The 16,629-nt window shown below is 61.2% G+C and carries 13 protein-coding genes; 7 read left to right on the top strand and 6 right to left on the bottom strand.

What is annotated here, in order from left to right; translation table 11 throughout:
• Together feoB and MJO47_RS01715 are read left to right on the top strand one after the other, a co-directional pair.
• Positions 1–1,845, top strand: coding sequence for a ferrous iron transport protein B (feoB, locus tag MJO47_RS01720; RefSeq protein WP_253959396.1), 1,845 nt, complete (start codon positions 1–3; stop codon positions 1,843–1,845).
• 9 nt (positions 1,846–1,854) lie between these two features.
• Positions 1,855–2,022 carry a hypothetical protein gene (locus MJO47_RS01715; protein WP_253959395.1) on the top strand — a complete coding sequence of 56 codons (168 nt, stop codon included), beginning with the start codon at positions 1,855–1,857 and terminating at the stop codon, positions 2,020–2,022.
• 80 nt (positions 2,023–2,102) lie between these two features.
• On the opposite strand, the gene MJO47_RS01710 is transcribed toward MJO47_RS01715, so the two are convergent.
• Positions 2,103–5,153 (bottom strand): DUF5714 domain-containing protein, encoded by a 3,051-nt coding sequence (locus MJO47_RS01710; protein ID WP_253959394.1) that lies wholly within the window; start codon positions 5,151–5,153, stop codon positions 2,103–2,105.
• Positions 5,154–5,387: 234 nt separating this feature from the next.
• Between MJO47_RS01710 and MJO47_RS01705 the strand changes: the two genes are divergently transcribed.
• Entirely contained in the window at positions 5,388–5,708 is a 321-nt protein-coding gene (locus MJO47_RS01705) for a hypothetical protein (protein WP_155877204.1), read from the top strand.
• Positions 5,709–5,822: 114 nt separating this feature from the next.
• Here MJO47_RS01705 and MJO47_RS01700 read toward each other — a convergent pair whose 3' ends face one another.
• From MJO47_RS01700 to pepN, 4 genes are read right to left on the bottom strand one after another with little or no spacing between them, the layout of a single operon-like run.
• Entirely contained in the window at positions 5,823–6,005 is a 183-nt protein-coding gene (locus tag MJO47_RS01700; protein WP_253959393.1) for a (2Fe-2S)-binding protein, read from the bottom strand.
• The gene (locus MJO47_RS01695) at positions 6,005–6,226 is read right to left on the bottom strand and encodes a DUF2835 domain-containing protein (RefSeq protein WP_253959392.1); all 222 of its coding nucleotides are present in this window, start codon (positions 6,224–6,226) and stop codon (positions 6,005–6,007) included. Before MJO47_RS01695 ends, MJO47_RS01700 begins: the two co-directional genes overlap by 1 nt.
• A 6-nt stretch (positions 6,227–6,232) precedes the next feature.
• Positions 6,233–7,108: an SDR family oxidoreductase gene (locus MJO47_RS01690; protein ID WP_253959391.1), complete on the bottom strand. Its 876-nt coding sequence runs from the start codon at positions 7,106–7,108 to the stop codon at positions 6,233–6,235.
• A gap of 39 nt (positions 7,109–7,147) precedes the next feature.
• Entirely contained in the window at positions 7,148–9,793 is a 2,646-nt protein-coding gene (gene pepN / locus MJO47_RS01685) for an aminopeptidase N (protein WP_253959390.1), read from the bottom strand.
• A 181-nt stretch (positions 9,794–9,974) separates the two neighbouring features.
• Between pepN and MJO47_RS01680 the strand changes: the two genes are divergently transcribed.
• From MJO47_RS01680 to MJO47_RS01670, 3 genes are all read left to right on the top strand, one after another.
• A complete protein-coding gene (locus tag MJO47_RS01680; RefSeq protein ID WP_253959389.1) occupies positions 9,975–10,748 on the top strand; it encodes a c(7)-type cytochrome triheme domain-containing protein in 774 nt (257 codons plus the stop codon).
• A gap of 134 nt (positions 10,749–10,882) precedes the next feature.
• The gene (locus MJO47_RS01675) at positions 10,883–11,584 is read left to right on the top strand and encodes a c(7)-type cytochrome triheme domain-containing protein (RefSeq protein ID WP_253959388.1); all 702 of its coding nucleotides are present in this window, start codon (positions 10,883–10,885) and stop codon (positions 11,582–11,584) included.
• An 18-nt stretch (positions 11,585–11,602) separates the two neighbouring features.
• Positions 11,603–11,890 (top strand): hypothetical protein, encoded by a 288-nt coding sequence (locus tag MJO47_RS01670; protein ID WP_253959387.1) that lies wholly within the window; start codon positions 11,603–11,605, stop codon positions 11,888–11,890.
• 2 nt (positions 11,891–11,892) lie between these two features.
• Here MJO47_RS01670 and MJO47_RS01665 read toward each other — a convergent pair whose 3' ends face one another.
• Positions 11,893–12,936 (bottom strand): low specificity L-threonine aldolase, encoded by a 1,044-nt coding sequence (locus MJO47_RS01665; RefSeq protein ID WP_253959386.1) that lies wholly within the window; start codon positions 12,934–12,936, stop codon positions 11,893–11,895.
• Between the two features lie 244 nt (positions 12,937–13,180).
• Here MJO47_RS01665 and MJO47_RS01660 point away from each other — a divergent pair, with 244 nt between their 5' ends.
• Positions 13,181–16,615 carry an EAL domain-containing protein gene (locus tag MJO47_RS01660; protein ID WP_253959385.1) on the top strand — a complete coding sequence of 1,145 codons (3,435 nt, stop codon included), beginning with the start codon at positions 13,181–13,183 and terminating at the stop codon, positions 16,613–16,615.
• The last annotated feature ends 14 nt before the right edge of the window (positions 16,616–16,629 follow it).

Raw genomic sequence — 16,629 nt, 5'->3', positions numbered from 1 at the left:
ATGTCACAGAGTTGTTGCAAGGTGGCCGGCGAGGAGCTGGAAGGTAAGAGGCGGATCGTTCTGGCCGGCAATCCGAATGTCGGTAAATCGATCTTTTTCGGCAGCTGGAGCGGCATGTATGTCGACGTCTCCAACTTCCCCGGCACCACGGTGGAAATCACCAGCGGTCGGGTGGGGGACGACGTGCTCATGGATACCCCTGGCGTCTACGGCGTCTCCTCTTTCAACGATGAGGAGCGGGTAGCCCGGGATGTCATCCTGGGGGCCGATGTGGTGGTCAACGTGGTCGATGCCACCCATCTGGAGCGGGATCTCTTTCTGACCCAGCAGATTATCGATATGGGGCTGCCGATGATCGTCGCCCTCAATTTCTGCGACGAAGCCGCCGCCCTCGGTATCGACATCGATGTCCCTGCTCTGGAGGAGGAGTTGGGGGTACCGGTCATCCGCACCGCCGCCGTCAAGGGGCAGGGGCTCAAAGAGGCCTATGCCGCCCTCGCCATGGCGCGACCCGGCCGCTGCCTGCCGGAAGTGGAGGCCGCGACCTTGCAGCTGCTCGACCGCATCGATTCGCGCCCTGAAGCGCTGCTGGTGCTGGAAGGGGACGAGGTGGTGGCCGCCCGGCACGGGGTAGCACCCTTGGCGGAGCGTGAGCGCATCTATCTGTGGCGCCGTCAGCGCACCAACGAGGTGGTGGAGCGGGCCGTGACCCGGCCGGAAAAGGCGGGGCGCCTGCGCAGCCGGATCGGTCGTCTCTGTCTCGATCCTTTGACGGGCATCCCCATTCTGCTGGCCGTGCTCTATGGCTGCTATGTGCTGGTGGGGGTCTGGGTGGCCGGCGATGTCGTCGGACTCACCGAAGAAACCCTTATGCAGGGTCTCTATGAGCCGTGGGTGCGCGGTCTCGTCGGCAATTGGGTGGCGGAGAGCTCCGTGCTGGGCCAGCTGCTCATCGGTGAGTTCGGCGTGCTGACCATGACGGTGACCTATCTCCTCGGGCTGCTGCTCCCCTTGGTGATCGGTTTTTATATCGCGCTCTCCATCCTGGAGGATTCGGGCTATCTTCCCCGTCTGGCGACGGTGGTCGACCGAGCCATGAACGCCATCGGTCTCAACGGCCGCGCGGTGATTCCTGTCATCCTCGGCTTCGGCTGCGTGCAGCTGGGTACCATCACCACCCGCATCCTCGGCTCCCAGCGCGAGCGCACCATCGCCACAGCCATCCTCAACTTCGTCATCCCCTGCAGCGCCCAGATCGGCGTCATCGTCGGTATGCTGGCGGCGGTGGGACTGAAGCTGACCCTGGTCTATACGCTGACCATCTTTCTCTGCCTGGCCGTGCTCGGCACCGTGCTCAACCGGGCCATCCCGGGCAAGAGCTCGCCGCTGCTCATCGACCTGCCGCCCATGCGGCTGCCGCGTCCCGGCAACGTCCTGCGCAAGACCCTGATGCGCAGCTACTTCTTCATGAAGGAGGCCTACGTCTGGTTCATCGCCGGTTCCCTCGGCGTCTCCGTGCTGCAGATTTCTGGCGGTCTGCGAGCCTGGCAGGAGCTGCTCGCCCCCCTCACCGAGGGTTGGCTGTCCCTGCCGAAAGAGGCGGCTACCGCCTTCGTCATGGGCATGGTGCGCCGCGATTTCGGCGCCGCCGGCTTGACCGAGTTGGCCCTGTCCCCCTGGCAGGTGGTCGTTTCCCTGGTAGTGATTACCCTCTTTGTTCCCTGCATCGCCAGCCTCATGATCCTGTTCAAGGAGCGCGGCGTGCGAGAAGCCCTGTCCATCTGGGCCGGTGCCTGGGTGTTTGCCTTTCTGGTCGGCGGCACCCTGGCCCAGATCGTCCTGTAGGAGGTCCTTATGTGGAAAATCGCCGGAAAAAAAGCCAAAGCTCATGCCGCCCAAACCGGCAGCTGTCCCCAGTGCGGCTGTACCCTGAGTGATCCCGGTTGGCGCAGCTGCCCGCGCTGCCAGCAGGAAATCCACTCCTGCACGGGTTGCGGGGGGTGTGGCGGCTGCGGGAAATAATGGACTGAAGCGCGAAAAAACGAGGCCGTCTCCTTTTGGGGGGCGGCCTCGTTTCATTTTTACGAATGGACTCCTGGCCTTCAGTCGGGATGGGCCTGGCGGGGAACTTGCCGATGGTTTGCATGAAGGGGACAGTTTTGACCGATGCATTCGCGATTGTCGGCCTGCTGGCGGCAGCCGATGACGGCCTCGGCCCGCAGTGGGATGGACAGCAGCGGCGCCGACAGCTCGGCTGCGGCTCGCAGGGCGACCCAGCCGTCGCGCCGGCAGCAGCGAGGCGCTTTCAGAGCCGCGATGCGGGCGAGCACCTCCTGGGTCAGCTGCTGAACCTGCTGACGCTGTGTTCCCTTGAGGGGATTGGCCTCAAGCAGAAGGCTGAAGGCGACGCCGACCCCGGTGGCGGCGCCGCAGGTGCCGAGGAAGGCGCAACTGCCGCCAAGGACCCTGCTGCCACGCTGGATGCCGGCCCGGATCTGGTCAGGGGAGATAGGCCCGCCGAGATTGCCAAAGGTAGTGAGGATGACAGCCGGCACCAAGGCATGGTGTTCGGGGCCGTGGGTGGGAATGGCCGGGTGCCGACGGATGCGGTCGAAGAGGGCGAGCAGATCCGTTTCGCGGCTCTCCAGGCAAATCTGCTCAATGACCTGCAGGGCGTCCTGTGAATGGCAGCCGTCGCAGACGAAATGACCGTGTGTGCAGCTGGCGTTGGCGGCAAAACTCTGGCCGCAATAGGTGCAGGTGGCGGGGCGCTCCTGCGGAAAGTAGTCGAGGGGAGCGCCGCAGACCATGCAGCCGCTGCCATATTTCATCGTGCGCGGCGCCGAAAGCTGAACCCCCGTTTGATCGGTCCGGGTTTCCGGCGGCAGAGCGCAGCCGCAGCCGGCCCCGAGATCAAGGTTGCTGACAGCCCCCTGGGTGTCGAAGACGAATAGCTGCTCGCCCAGCTGGGCTGCCTCGCTGGCGGCAATCTCCATCTCTGTACCGACGGTGAGGGTCTGGCCGCTGCTGGTGATGACGCTGGCGAAGGGGCCGCGGTACATGGCCCGCACCGTGGCAGCGGCCGCAGGTTTGCGGGCCTCGAAGGTCAAGGAGAAGAAAGGGTGCCCCTGCACGGTGCGATAGGGGAAGCGTTTGATCAGGCGAATGTGGGCGAAGCCAGCTTCTTCCAGCAACCCGACCAGATCTTGCTGGCTGAGGGCGCCGCCGATGCATTCGCCGTGCAGGGTGGTGTCGTTGCGGATAGCGCCGCCGGGCTCGCGGTCGCACACCACATCGGCCACGACGAGACGGCCGCCGGGTTTCAGGGCGCGGACGATGCCGGCAAAGGTCCGCCGCTTGTGACTGGAGAGGTTCAGGACGCAGTTGGAGAGGATGACGTCGGCACTATTTTCAGCCAGAGGCAGTTCTTCCAGATAGCCTTTTTCAAAGGTCAGGTTGTCGTAGCCGAGGTTGACCCGGACGCCCCGCGCTCCTTTTTGGGCCAGTGCGAGCATGGGTTCGAGCATGTCGACCCCTATGACCCGGCCTGTCGCGCCGACCAGGCGGGCTGCGATAAAGCATTCAACCCCGCCGCCGCAGCCGAGATCGACCACCGTCTCCCCTGGTTGCAGGCCGGCGTCCAGCACCGGGCTGCCGCAGCCGTAGCCACGAAAGCGGAACTCGGCCGGGATGTGGGCGATAAGGTCCTTGTCATAACAGACGGGATTAAGAATCTCCGTTTTGCTGTCACCCACCGCCGCGGCGTAAAAGTCTTTGACGACGCGGCGGCTGTCGTGATTGGCCAGGGACAGCAGGCAGTTGGCGTGGGTGAGGGCGACAGCACCATGGGCTCCGCAGCTCTCCAGCACATCCCCCATCTTCAGGCGTAGGCTCGGTCTGTCATCGTCGCGGCTGGGCTCGGCCTCTGAGGCGATAAGCCAAAGCAGGATGTTCTCGTACAGCGGCACATAGGGGTCATCTCCTGCAAAGCATCCGCCACGGAGAAAGCTGTGATCGGCATCGCCCCCGCCCGTAAAAAATCGCCAGGGGGAGGGGAGTGTGGCCGCCGTGGCCTCTCGCAGCTGTCGCAGAGATTCGCCCTGGCGCCAGGCCGTCGCCAAACCTTGGGAAAGATCGGTGGCCAGCTCTTTCAGGCCGACGGTGGCGGCCGAGGGATAAAGGCGGCGGTCGGGGCCGACGGCGACGGATTCCCAGCCGCTGTTGCTGCCGTCGTGGAAGGTGCCGACGGGGGCGAAGGCCTGGGTGCGCAGCGCCTCCAGGTTGTCGATGCGGAGGCCGCGGGCTTTGGCGCGCTCGGAGGCGAGGCGCAGATGATGGAAGAGTTCGCTCGGGGGGACTAAGCCTTCAGCCCCGGCGCGGCCGCGCACGAAGTACCAGAGAAAATGGACGGTGGCGGCGCCGACGTCGGCGGCATAATCGATGAGCGCCGGCATATCGGCGACATTCTCGCGCTCGACGCACATGGAGAGGGTGAAGGGGAGTTTCCGGGCTTTCAGCCACGCTAGCTCGGCGCCGAGGGCGGCAAAGGTCCCCTTGCCCCGGAGGCGGTCGTGTCGCTCTTCCAGACCGTCGACGCTGACCTGCAGATGAAAACGGGAGAGATCCCAGTCGGCGGTCTCCAGGTGGCTGGATAGCTGCAGGCCGTTGGTCAGCACGACGACCTGGGTGTCCCGGTAGGCCAGCAGGTCACGGACGATGGCGCTGAAGTGGGGGTGGCTAAGAGGCTCGCCGCCGGTGAGGGCAAAGACCCGGCAGCCGAGATCCACCGCCTCGGCGGCCAGCTGTGTCACGTCCTCCAGGGAAAGTTCGTCGGCCGCCTCTGGTCCGGAGGCGAACAGACAATGGCGGCAGGCCAGGTTGCAGCGGTTGGTCAGGTGAAACCACAGTTCCCGCAAATGTTCGGTCTTAAGGATGGCGCCACGGCCGACGTAGCCAGCGTCTTGATGGTCCGGCAGCCTCTGCCGAAACCGTTCAGCCTCTAGCGAGCTGGGGGGGGCTTCTCCCCGCTGCCAGCGCTGCAAAAGTTCGTCGCCGGCGCGATTGGGCACGAACCAGCAGGGTTGGTCGCCACGGACGTAAATAGGCACGTTCTCGAACGCGCAGCGTGTCCACTGGGAGGGATCAAAGGACATAGTGGGCTCCTGAAAGCGTCAAAACCTAACGGGAAAGGGGTGTTGGGAAAGGTTTCATCTATAACAGGTATTGGGGGATGGGGGCAAGTCGTGAAAATGACCTGCCGAGCGGGAGGACGTAAAAACTTTTTTTCCTCAACAGGTAAACCTTGGAGGGTCGGCACCGTCTAAATTGACAATTCCACGGATGATCTCATCCGCATAAAAACATTAACGAAGGAAAGAGGGAGGTAAATGATGAATGCGAAAAAAGTAATGCTCATTGGTGGTTTGGTGGTGTGTGTTGCCGTGGCCGGTCCTGGCGCCGCACTGGCTAAAGGGGGTCAGGGAGGCCAGGGGGCTTCACGCTCGCAGGCCGGTTCGATGAACGGCGCCGGTTCCATGACCAAGTCTCAGTCACAGAATCGTTACCAGCATCAGAACCAGTATCGCTATGAGAACAAAACGGGTGCGGCTGAGCAGACCGGCGACGGTATCGCGGACAAGGACAGCACCCGTGATCGTATCCAGCTGCGTGATCCTTCCACCCATGAAACCACGGAAACGGCTCAGTAAATCGAGACAGTCGGAACCATGCACAAAGCGGGGGAGATGGGTAACCATCTCCCCCGTTCTCTTTTATCTCTCCTTGTTTTCCTCCTCCGCCACCTGGCGAATATCGCCGAGACATCAACGCCCCTGCGGATGCAGAGTGTCGCAGCGGCAGCGTCCTTCCCGGTGGGCCTGCCGAACGGCGGTGAGGATGGTGGAGTGGCCGTGTCGGCGCACATCCTCGCGGATATCGCCGCGGCTGTGGCGAAAGCAATAGCAGATCAGCTCATCGTCTCCATCGGAGCCGGTCGGGTTTCCCATCAGGCTATCCTCTCCAGGCGCACGAACTTGCCGCCTTCGTCATAATACAGGGCAAAACGTCCCTGAATCCCCCGTTCGCTCAAAAAGGGCCGCAGATGCGCGGCCGGAAACTGCACCCGCGGGCCTTCCTCCGTGGTCACCAGAATCTGTTGAACCTGCCCCTGGTAGTAGCGCAGAAACTGCTGGCGGTCGATATGGAGGGAGAAGCGGCAGCGGGGCATGGCAGCTCAATTCTCATCGAGGCAGGCTTGCAGCCCTTCGGCAAGAGTCGGATAATCGAGCCGGATCTCAAGCTTCTCCAGCATCTTGCGGTTGTCCATGCGCCGGGATTCGCTGAGGTAGGAGATCATCAAGGGCGCCATGACCTGACGGGCTTCCGCCATGGGGATCTGCTTCGGCTGAGGCAGGCTGAGAAGATCGGCCACGGCCAGAAAGTATTGGGTCATGGTACCGCCCTGGCCGTCGCAGACGTTGAAGATGTCGCCAGCCTCGCCCTTGTCCATGGCGGCCAGACAGACGCGGGCCAGATCTTCAGCGTGGATACGGTTGGTCGGTTTGCACTCCTCTTCCCGCAGCAGGGGGTGCCCCTCCGTCAGGCGGGCGACAGGGAGACGCCCCGGGCCGTAGATGCCGGTGACACGCAGGATGACCACAGGAACCCGATGCTCTTTTCCCCAGGCGAGGAAGGCGTTTTCAGCGTCGAGGCGGCGCCTGGCCCGCGAGGTCTGCGGGTTGGGCGGCGTCTCTTCCGTCACCAGTTTGTCGCCGCAGTCGCCGTAGACGCCGCTGGTGCTGATGTAGACGATTTTGGCTGGTCCCTGCCCCGGCGCGATGGCGGCCAGAAAGTTCCGTACCCGCGGATCGCTGAAGCCGCCCCCCGGCGGCGGCGCAAAGTAAAAGAGGCCGGCGCCGGCCAGCGGCAGCCCGGTGAGCGATTCGGGGTCGTCGAGGTGGCCGACGAGGGGGGCAATCCCTGCTGCGGCCAGGGCCTGGCCTTTTTCCTCTTCCCGCACCAGGCCGTGTACCTGTTGCCCCTGAGCCAAGGCCCGGCGGGCGACGCGGCGACCGATATCGCCGCAACCGATAATGACGATTCTATCCATGGAGACCATCCTTTTTTAAAAGCGTTTTTAAACGCTGTCTTACGACAGGCTCTTGCTGACGATTTCATAGACGTCGCGGGAGAGCCTGGGGGCATCGAGCAGGCGCTGCAGCTGTTCTTTCATCTGCTGCTGGCGGCCGTCGTCAAACTTTCGCCAGCGGATAAGGGCGGCGGCCAGCCGGGCGGCGACCTGGGGATTGAGAGGATCCAGAGCCAGTACCTGCTCGGCGGCAAAGCGGTAGCCGCTGCCGTCTTCCCGGTGGAAAGCGGCCGGGTTGCCGTGACAGAAAGCGCCGATGAGGGAGCGCACCTTGTTCGGGTTGCGCAGGCTGAAAGCGGGATGGGCCATGAGCGTGCGCACCTGCTCCAGGGTGTCGGGGTGGTCGGCGGTGGCCTGCAGGCTCAGCCATTTGTCGACGACGAGGGGATCCTGGCTCCACTTGGTGTAGAAGGCGGCCAGCGCCGCCTGCCGTTCGGGACGGCGGCTGTGAGACAGGGCGCCGAGGGCGGCAATGACGTCGGTCATGTTGTCCCCCTGCCCGAACTGCCGCAAGCACAGCTGGACCGCCGCATCCTCCTCCAGGGCCATGAGATAGGCGAGGCAGACGTTTTTGAGGCTGCGTCGCCCCACCGCCGCGGGCTCGATGCTGTAAGGCCCGGTTTCATCCAGGTGTTCATAGGTGTGGCGCAGTTCTGCCTGCCAACGCCTGGCCAGGCTTTGGCGCAGGGTCTGACGGGCGGTATGGATAGCCGCCGGATCGACCACGGTCATCTGTTCGGCCAGGTAGGTTTCACTCGGCAAGGTCAGGGCAAGGGCAAGCAGGGCAGGATCGGCCTCGCGATCCTGCAGGGTGAGGCCGAAGGCTTCGCTGAAAACGCTGGCTTCTTCCGACGTGCGTCCCTGGCGGAGATCCTCGACCAGGTCAAGCAGCACCCGCGTGGCCAGCTGCTGACCGGCTTCCCAGCGGTTGAAGGGGTCCGCATCCCGGGCCATGAGAAAGGCGAGGTCGGCGTCGGCCAGGTCGATCTGCAGTTTGACCGGCGCCGAAAAGTCCCGTAGCAGCGAGGGGACGGGCTCTTCCGTGAGCCCGACAAAGCGGAAGCTCTCCTCTTCCTGCCGCAGGCTGAGTACCCGGGTGCCGGCTTCGTGGGGGGCTGCCTCCCCTTCGAGCTGCAGGGGGAGATCGTTGCCCTGGCGGTCGAGCAGACCCAGGGCCAGGGGGATATGAAAGGGCCGCTTGCTCTCCTGCCCCGGCGTCGGTGGACAGGACTGGCGGCAGTGCAGGGTGTAGACGCCGCCGGCCGGGTCGAACGCCGTCGTGACCTGGATCTCCGGGGTACCGGCCTGGCTGTACCAGTAGCGGAACTGGTCGAGGTCGGCGCCGTTGGCGTCGGCCATGGCCGCCAGAAAATCCTCGGTCGTCACGGCCTGACCATCGTGACGGGCGATGTAGAGGTCCATCCCCTGGCGGAAGCCTTCACGGCCAAGCAGGGTCTGGATCATGCGGATGACCTCGGCGCCTTTGTTATAGACCGTGGCCGTGTAGAAATTGTTGATCTCCACATAGGATTCGGGCCGTACAGGGTGGGCCATGGGACCGGCGTCCTCAGGAAACTGGGCCTGGCGCAGCAGGCGCACCTCCTCAATGCGCTTGACGGGTCGCGAGGTCATGTCGGCGGAGAACTCCTGGTCGCGAAAGACGGTAAGCCCTTCCTTGAGGCTGAGCTGAAACCAGTCGCGGCAGGTGATGCGGTTGCCGGTCCAGTTGTGGAAGTATTCGTGGCCGATGACCCCCTCGATACCCTGATAGTCGGCATCGGTGGCGGTATCGGGTCGGGCCAGCACGTACTTGGAGTTGAAGACGTTGAGCCCCTTGTTCTCCATGGCGCCCATATTGAAGTCGTCCACCGCCACGATCATGTAGATGTCCAGATCGTATTCCAGTCCGAAGGCCGCCTCGTCCCAGGCCATGGCTTTCTGCAGAGAACGCATGGCGTGTTCGCACTTGTCGGCGTTGCGCGGCTCCACGAAGATCTGCAGGGTGACCACACGGCCGGAGCGGGTCGTGAAGCGGTCCTCGATTTTGACCAGCTGGCCGGCGACCAGAGCAAAAAGGTAGGACGGCTTCTTGTAGGGATCCTGCCAGCGGGCGAAGTGGCGGCCGTCAACCAGCTCACCTTTCTCCAGTAGATTGCCATTGGACAGCAGCACCGGGTATTTGACGCGGTCGGCGACGAGGGTGACGGTGAAAGGCGCCATGACGTCGGGACGGTCGGGATAGTAGGTGATCTTGCGAAAGCCCTGGGCCTCGCACTGGGTGCAGAAGTTGCCGCTGGACAGATAGAGTCCTTCCAGCGAGGTGTTCGCCTGCGGGTTGATTTCGGTGACAGTGCGCAGGGTGAAGGCGTCGGGCACCTCGGCCAGGGTCAGCGTTTCCGTGTCGAGGGCATAGGCGGTCGACGGCATGGGCTGCCCGTCCAGGCTGATTTCCCGCAGTTTCAGTTCCCGGCCGTGCAGGACCAGCGGGGCGGCGGGGTCGACACTGGCCGGGTTGCGGCGTAGACGCAGGGTCGCGGTGACCAGAGTCTGTGATTCGGCCAGCTCGAAATGCAGGTCGGTGTTATCGACCAGAAAGGCCGGGGGGGTGTAATCCTTGAGAGAAATCGTGGTGGGTCGGTTGGTCATGGATATTCCTTATCTCCGTGTGTGGCAATAAAAGAGGTTTCTGTCAGGGGTTGGGTCCGCTATTTTTCAGCCGCCCCTGACATAAATAAAAAAAATGGTAATATTTAAGAATTGTAATGAAAGCCCGATAAGGGCTTTCGTTGTCTTTTCAACAGATGTGATTATCGCAGGAGGCCAATGAATGAACAAGAGGATTGTCGGATTAATGGTGTGGCTGTTGCTCGTGGTGCTGGCCGGGGCGGCGGGGGCGGAAACCTTTGGCATGAAGCAGAAACGCCCCAAGCTGCATGAATACGGCTCTGTCGTTATGAACAACTACTCCGAACAGAAGAACATCGCGCCCGTCGTTTTTCCCCACTGGGTGCATCGGGCCAGGTACACCTGCCGTCTCTGTCATGTGGATATTGGCTTCGCCATGACCGCCGAAGGGACACAGATGACTGAAACGGACAATATCAACGGTCTCTACTGCGGTGCCTGTCACAATGGTCAGGAAGCTTTTTCCGTTGCCAAGGCGGAAAAAAACTGTGATCGCTGCCATTCCTACGGCAAGAACGTGCTGTTCAAGAACAACTTCTACGATTTTCGCAAAAAGATGCCCAAAGAGCGGTTCGGCAATGGCATCGACTGGCTCAAGGCCGAAGACGAGGGGCTGGTCACGGTCAAGGACTACCTAGAGGGGGTCTCCATCTCCCGGGCCAAGATCAAAGAGCCGGATAAATTCGATCTGACCCCCACGGAGCCGAATATGCCCAATATCATCCTGTCTCACCAGAAGCACGTGGTGTGGAACGGCTGCGAACTCTGTCATCCCGAGATATTCCCCGTCAAGAAGAGCACCCAGACCTACAGTATGCAGGACATCTTCAACGGCAAATACTGCGGAGTCTGCCACGATACGGTGGCCTTCCCCAATATCGACTGCCAGCGCTGCCATACCCAGCCGGTGCATTGATCCGATGCGGGCGGGCCGCCGGGCCGCCCGCGCCACAGACCTGAGGGATGAAATAGCGTATGGGAACGATAAGGTTACGATGGCTCGGGATACTGGGGTGGTGCGTTCTGGGGCTTCTGTGGGCGGAAACAGGAATGGCGGCGGGTAAGTACTGGGATTTTCCCCCGCTGCCGGCGCCCCACGAGTACGGCAATGTTTTGATCAGCCGGATTTCGGTGGAAAACAAGGTCAAGCCGGTGCTCTTCCCCCACTGGAGTCATCGGGCCCGATTCAGCTGCCGCGTCTGTCATTTTGAGCTCGATTTTGCTTTTGCCACCAACAAAACGGAGATTACCGAGGCCGAAAATCGCAATGGTCTCTACTGCGGCTCCTGTCATGACGGCGTGCGGGCGTTCGGTCATACGGAAGGCAACTGTGAACGGTGTCACTCCGGTTACGGTTCGACGGATGCGGAGAAATTCGAAGCTTTCAGGCGGCCCCTGCCGTCGGCGCCTTTCGGCAACAAAATTCACTGGGGCTATGCCCTGGAAGATGGGCTCATCAGGCCGGCCTACAGTCTCTTCCATGCGGACGAAAAACCGATGGATTTCGACCGCGAGCTGGAGCTGCAGGCCGAATGGACCTATGTGCCACCGGCGTACTTTCCCCATGCCAAGCACACGCCCTGGCTCGATTGCGCCAACTGCCACCCGGACATCTTCAACGTTAAAAAGAAGACGACCCAGCATTTTTCCATGGAATATATACTCGAAGGCAAATTTTGCGGGGTCTGTCACCTGCGGGTGGCTTTCCCTCTGGACGATTGCAAGGGGTGCCATCCGCGCATTTCCCGCTAATAAAGGATGAAGGTGCTTATGAAACGATGGGGATGCGGGGTTCTGGTTGGGCTGCTGCTGACGGCGAGCCTGGTGCAGGCCGAACCCTGGAAAGAAGATTTCGACCGGCTTTGCAGCCAGACCGCTGTGGCGGAAGGGCTGACGGTCTCAGAACTGGACAGTCTGACCGCCGCCTGCGACCGGGTCATGGGGGACATTGAAAAAAGCGATTCGGTAGAGAAGAAGGTCTACCTTTTTCGTCTGAAAAAGTGCCGGAACCTCTACAGCTATCTGGCAGAGGTCAAAAAGTCCCAGGGAGAGAAATGATTTCAGCCTGACTGGGCCAGGCGGTGAATATCCGCGACGAGCCGGTCGATGTCCTGTTCCGTGGTCTTCCAGGAACACATGAAGCGGGCGTGCCCTGAACCGATGAAGGTGTAAAAGATCCAGCCTTTGTGGTGCAGAGCCTCAATAAGGGATTCCGGCATCTGCACGAAAACGGCGTTGGCCTGCACCGGGTGCATGATGTCGACTCCGGGTATTTCCCGAAGACGCGCGGCCAGGCTGCGGGCGCAGCGGTTGGCGTGGTTGGCGTGGCGCAACAGGGCGCCGTCTTTGAGCATGCCGATCCAGGGCGCGGCCAGAAAGCGCATCTTGGAGGCCAGCTGTCCCGCCTGTTTGCAGCGGTAATCGAATTCGCGGGCCAGGTCGCGATTGAAAAAAATCACCGCCTCGCCCATGGCCATGCCGTTCTTGGTGCCGCCGAAGGTCAGCACGTCGACGCCTGCTTTCCAGGTAAGCTCCTTGGCGGGAACCTGCAAGAAGGCCAGGGCGTTGGCGAAACGGGCGCCGTCTACCTGCAGGTGCAGGTTCAGCCGCCGGGCCGTTTCGCCTGCAGCCACCATCTCCGCTGCCGAGTAGACGGTGCCGACTTCCGTCGCCTGGGTCAGGCTCAATACCCGCGGCTTGGGATAGTGAATATCGGCCCGACGGGTTACCGTTCTTTCCACTTCCCCCAGGTCGACCTTGCCGTTTTGCCCAGCCACCAGCAGGACCTTGGTGCCATTGGAAAAAAACTCGATGGCGCCGCATTCATCGGTCTCGATGTGAGCGAGCTCCTGGCAGATGATGCTGTGATAGCTCTGGCAGAGGGAGGCCAGCGACAGGGAGTTGGCGGCCGTGCCGTTGAAGACGAAGAAGACCTCGCAGTCGGTTTCGAAAAATTCCCGCAGCAGATTGCAGGCTTTTTCGGTCCAGGGGTCGTTGCCGTAGGCATTGGCGAAGCCCTGGTTGACCGCTGCCATGGCCTCCCAGGCTTCGGGACAGATACCGGCGTAATTGTCACTGGCGAACTGGTTCAAGATCTCGCACATGGACGGGACTCCTTCGACGGACTGAGATAAATCCTTTGCTGGGAGCATAGAGGGAGCGGGGGTATAAAATCAAGTGCCGGATCCTGATGTGTGACTTCCTGGGCGGTCCAGAAGGATTTTACCCTGCAATAAAGGCGAAAAGAAGGCTTTTATTGCGCGAAAGGTCTGTGCTACTCTTTTGAACGCCGCCGGAAGTTGTCCCCGGTGCCGGCGCCAACCCTTTCTCACTGCGATTTTGGGGTCCGTGATTATCAAAACGTTGCGCCTCATATTCCTTGTCGGACTTTCTTTGCTCTTCTTCGGGCTTTGTCAGGCCGAAGCCCGGGTCGTGCGCACGGGCATCTACTCCATTCCGCCCCTTATCGTTCTCTCCGACCAAAAGTCTCCGGACTCCGTACAGGGGATTTTCCCCGAATTGCTGCAGCATGTCGCCAGGCAGGAAGGCTGGCAGCTTGAATTCGTGCGGGGAACCTGGGCCGAATGCCTGTCTCGCCTGGAGAAAGGGGAGATCGACCTGCTCCCCGCTATCGCCATCACCCGGGAACGTACTAAGCGTCTGGCCTTCTCCCGGGAGGCGGTGGTATCCGACTGGGGGCAGGTATTTGTTTCTTCTTCGACCTCCTCCATTCAGTCCATTATCGACCTGGACGGCAAAACCGTGGCGGTCATGAAGGACAGTGTCTTTTATGTCGGCGATAACGGCCTGCGTCAATTGGCCGAGGCTTTCAAGCTGCAGATCGATTATCTGGAACTGAACGGCCCGGATCAGGTGCTGGCCGCGGTCACCCGCGGTGAGGCGGATGCCGGTCTGGTCAATCGTATCTATGCCCTGCCCTATGAATACAGTCTGCCGATTCGCAAAACCTCCATTCTGGTGAGTCCTTTCGAAATTCTCTTTGCTACCCGTCTGGGGGCCGATGCCCAACTGCTTGGCAAGATCGATACCCATCTGGCCCGTCTGAAGCAGAATCCGACCTCGCTGTACTATCGCAGTCTGGAGAATTGGCTTGGCCAGCACTCGGAAAGACACCTGCCCACCTGGTTGCCCAAGGCCATGATTCTGATTGCCTTGCTGGTGGTTCTGCTATTGGCCTCCTCCTTGTGGGGGCGCTTTCAGGTCAAGAGAAAGACCGCCGAGCTCAAAGATAGCAACCGCGAACTGAGGATGGAAGTTGCCGAGCGCAAGCAGGTCGAAGCCCTTCTGCGCGAACAGGCCCAGCTGCTGGAACAGGTGCGTGAAGCGGTTTTTACGACAGATTCCGACAACCTGGTCACCTCCTGGAACCGCGGTGCTCAGGAGCTTTTCGGTTATTCGCCTGATGAAATTCTGGGTAATCCGGTTTTTCAACTGTTCCCTGAGCCCCTGGGCGAGGATATTCCGGCGACTGTGGACCGCCTGTTGCAGGGTGAGTCGGAGGCTGTTCTGGAAATTCGCCTGCTGCGCCGGTCGGGTGTCGTGTTTTTCGGCCAGATTTCCTTGTCGCCGCTGCGCGATGATGGCGGCATCGTCCAAGGCGTCGTCTTTTCTGTTCGCGACATCACCGAAAGCAAGGAGGCCGAGCAGGCGCTCAAGAGTCAATTCGATCAGGTCACAGCAATCTTCGATGCCCTGGATGCCGTCGTCTATGTGGCTGATCTGGAAACCTACGATCTACTGTATATCAACCAGAGCGGTGAATCGTTGTGGGGACAAAACTGGCCGGGGCGCAAATGTTACCAAGTGCTGCAGAAAGACATGGCCGGACCCTGTGCGTTCTGCACCAACGATCAACTGGTGGTGAACGGCGAAATCCAGCCCCCAGTGAAATGGGAATTCCAGAACACGGTGACCCAGCGCTGGTACCAGTGCATCGATCGCGCCATCACCTGGCCGGACGGCCGTCTGGTGCGCCTCGAGATCGCCATCGATGTCACCGAACAGCGTCAGGCCAAGGATGCCGTCGCCGCCGAGCGGGCTTTCCTCCAGGCCGTCGTCGATGGCGTGGTCGATCCTATCATGGTAATCGCCCCTGATTATCGCATCGTCATGATGAATCAAGCGGCGCGGCAGCATCTGCGTTCGGATCTACAACAAATGGCCAGTCTGTGCTGCCATCAGGTCTCCCACGGCAGTGATGTGCCATGTCAGGGCTCGGATCACCCCTGCCCCCTGGAGCAGGTTAAACAAACAGGGCAGCCGGTCACGGTCATTCATCAGCATGTCAGTGGCCCCGGCGAGCGCCGTATCTATGAGCTGGAGGCCTCCCCTATGTGGGATGCGAACGGCACCCTCACGGGGATCATCGAGGTGTCGCGCGATATTACCGACCGGCTGCAGATCGAGGCCAGGCTGAACGAGAACGAGCAACGCCTGCACCATCTGGCCCACCACGATCCCCTGACCGACCTCCCCAATCGCCTGCTTTTTCAGGATCGCCTGCAGCATGCCATGAGCAAGGCCCGGCGGCAGAATCTCATGGTCGGCCTCCTCTTCATCGATCTAGACCGCTTCAAGGTAATCAACGACACCCTCGGGCATGAAATGGGAGACAGGGTGCTGACCGAGGTTGCCAAACGCATCCGTTACTGGGTGCGGGCCTCGGATACGGTAGCGCGACTGGGCGGCGACGAGTTTGTCATTATCCTGGAGGATATCCAGGATTCCACCTACGTGGGGGCTGTCGCCCAGAAAATACTGGGTGTACTGACGCAACCGGTGCATCTTGACGAGCAGGAGCTTTTCGTGACGGCCAGCATCGGCGTCAGCCTCTTCCCCATCGATACGGAAAGTCCCGAAGAACTGATGAAATTCGCCGATGTGGCCATGTACCGGGCCAAGGACAAGGGGCGCAATACCTGTCAGTTCTTCACGCCGGATATGAATGCCCGTGCCCACGAGCTGTTGGCCCTCGAAGGCAGCCTGCGCAAAGCCCTGGACAACGATCAGCTGGTGTTGCACTACCAGCCACAGATCGATCTTAACAGCGGCGAACTGGTCGGTATGGAAGCCCTCCTACGTTGGCAGCACCCGCAGCGGGGACTCGTCTCTCCCGGCGAGTTTATCCCCCTGGCGGAGGAAACCGGGATCATTCTGCCTATCGGTGAATGGGTGCTGAAGACGGCCTGCCTGCAGAACAGGGCCTGGCAGGAACAGGGCTTTCCCCCCGTGCGTATGTCGGTAAACATCTCAGCCAGACAGTTTCGTCAGGCCGACCTGGTGGACATGATCGATCGGGTTCTGGAGGAAACCGGTCTCGATCCCCAGTGGCTGGAACTGGAAATTACCGAAAGCATCATCATGGAGGATTTCGGCGAGGTTATCATGACCCTGACCGACCTTAAGGTGCGCGGGGTGCATCTGGCCATCGACGACTTCGGTACAGGGTATTCTTCGCTGGCCTATCTCAAACTGTTTCCCATTTCCAAGCTCAAGATCGACCAGGGTTTCGTGCGGGATATCACCAACGACGCCAACGACGCCTCCATCGCCGCTTCCATTGTTGCCCTGGCCCGCAGTATGAATCTTGAGGTCATTGCCGAAGGGATAGAAACCCGGGAGCAGCTGGAATTTCTCCTGGATTATGGCTGCCACCAGGGCCAGGGTTTTCTCTTCGGTCGTCCCCTTCCGCAAGAACAGTGTCTCCCCTTCCTGGCCACCTCACTGGCTTCCGGTTCAGACAAAAGCCTTATTCCCTCCTGAGGGATTCCAGACAC

This window comes from Desulfuromonas sp. KJ2020 (assembly GCF_024197615.1).
Taxonomy (GTDB): Bacteria; Desulfobacterota; Desulfuromonadia; order Desulfuromonadales; family SZUA-540; genus SZUA-540.
This window is presented reverse-complemented; position numbering and strand designations above follow the sequence as displayed.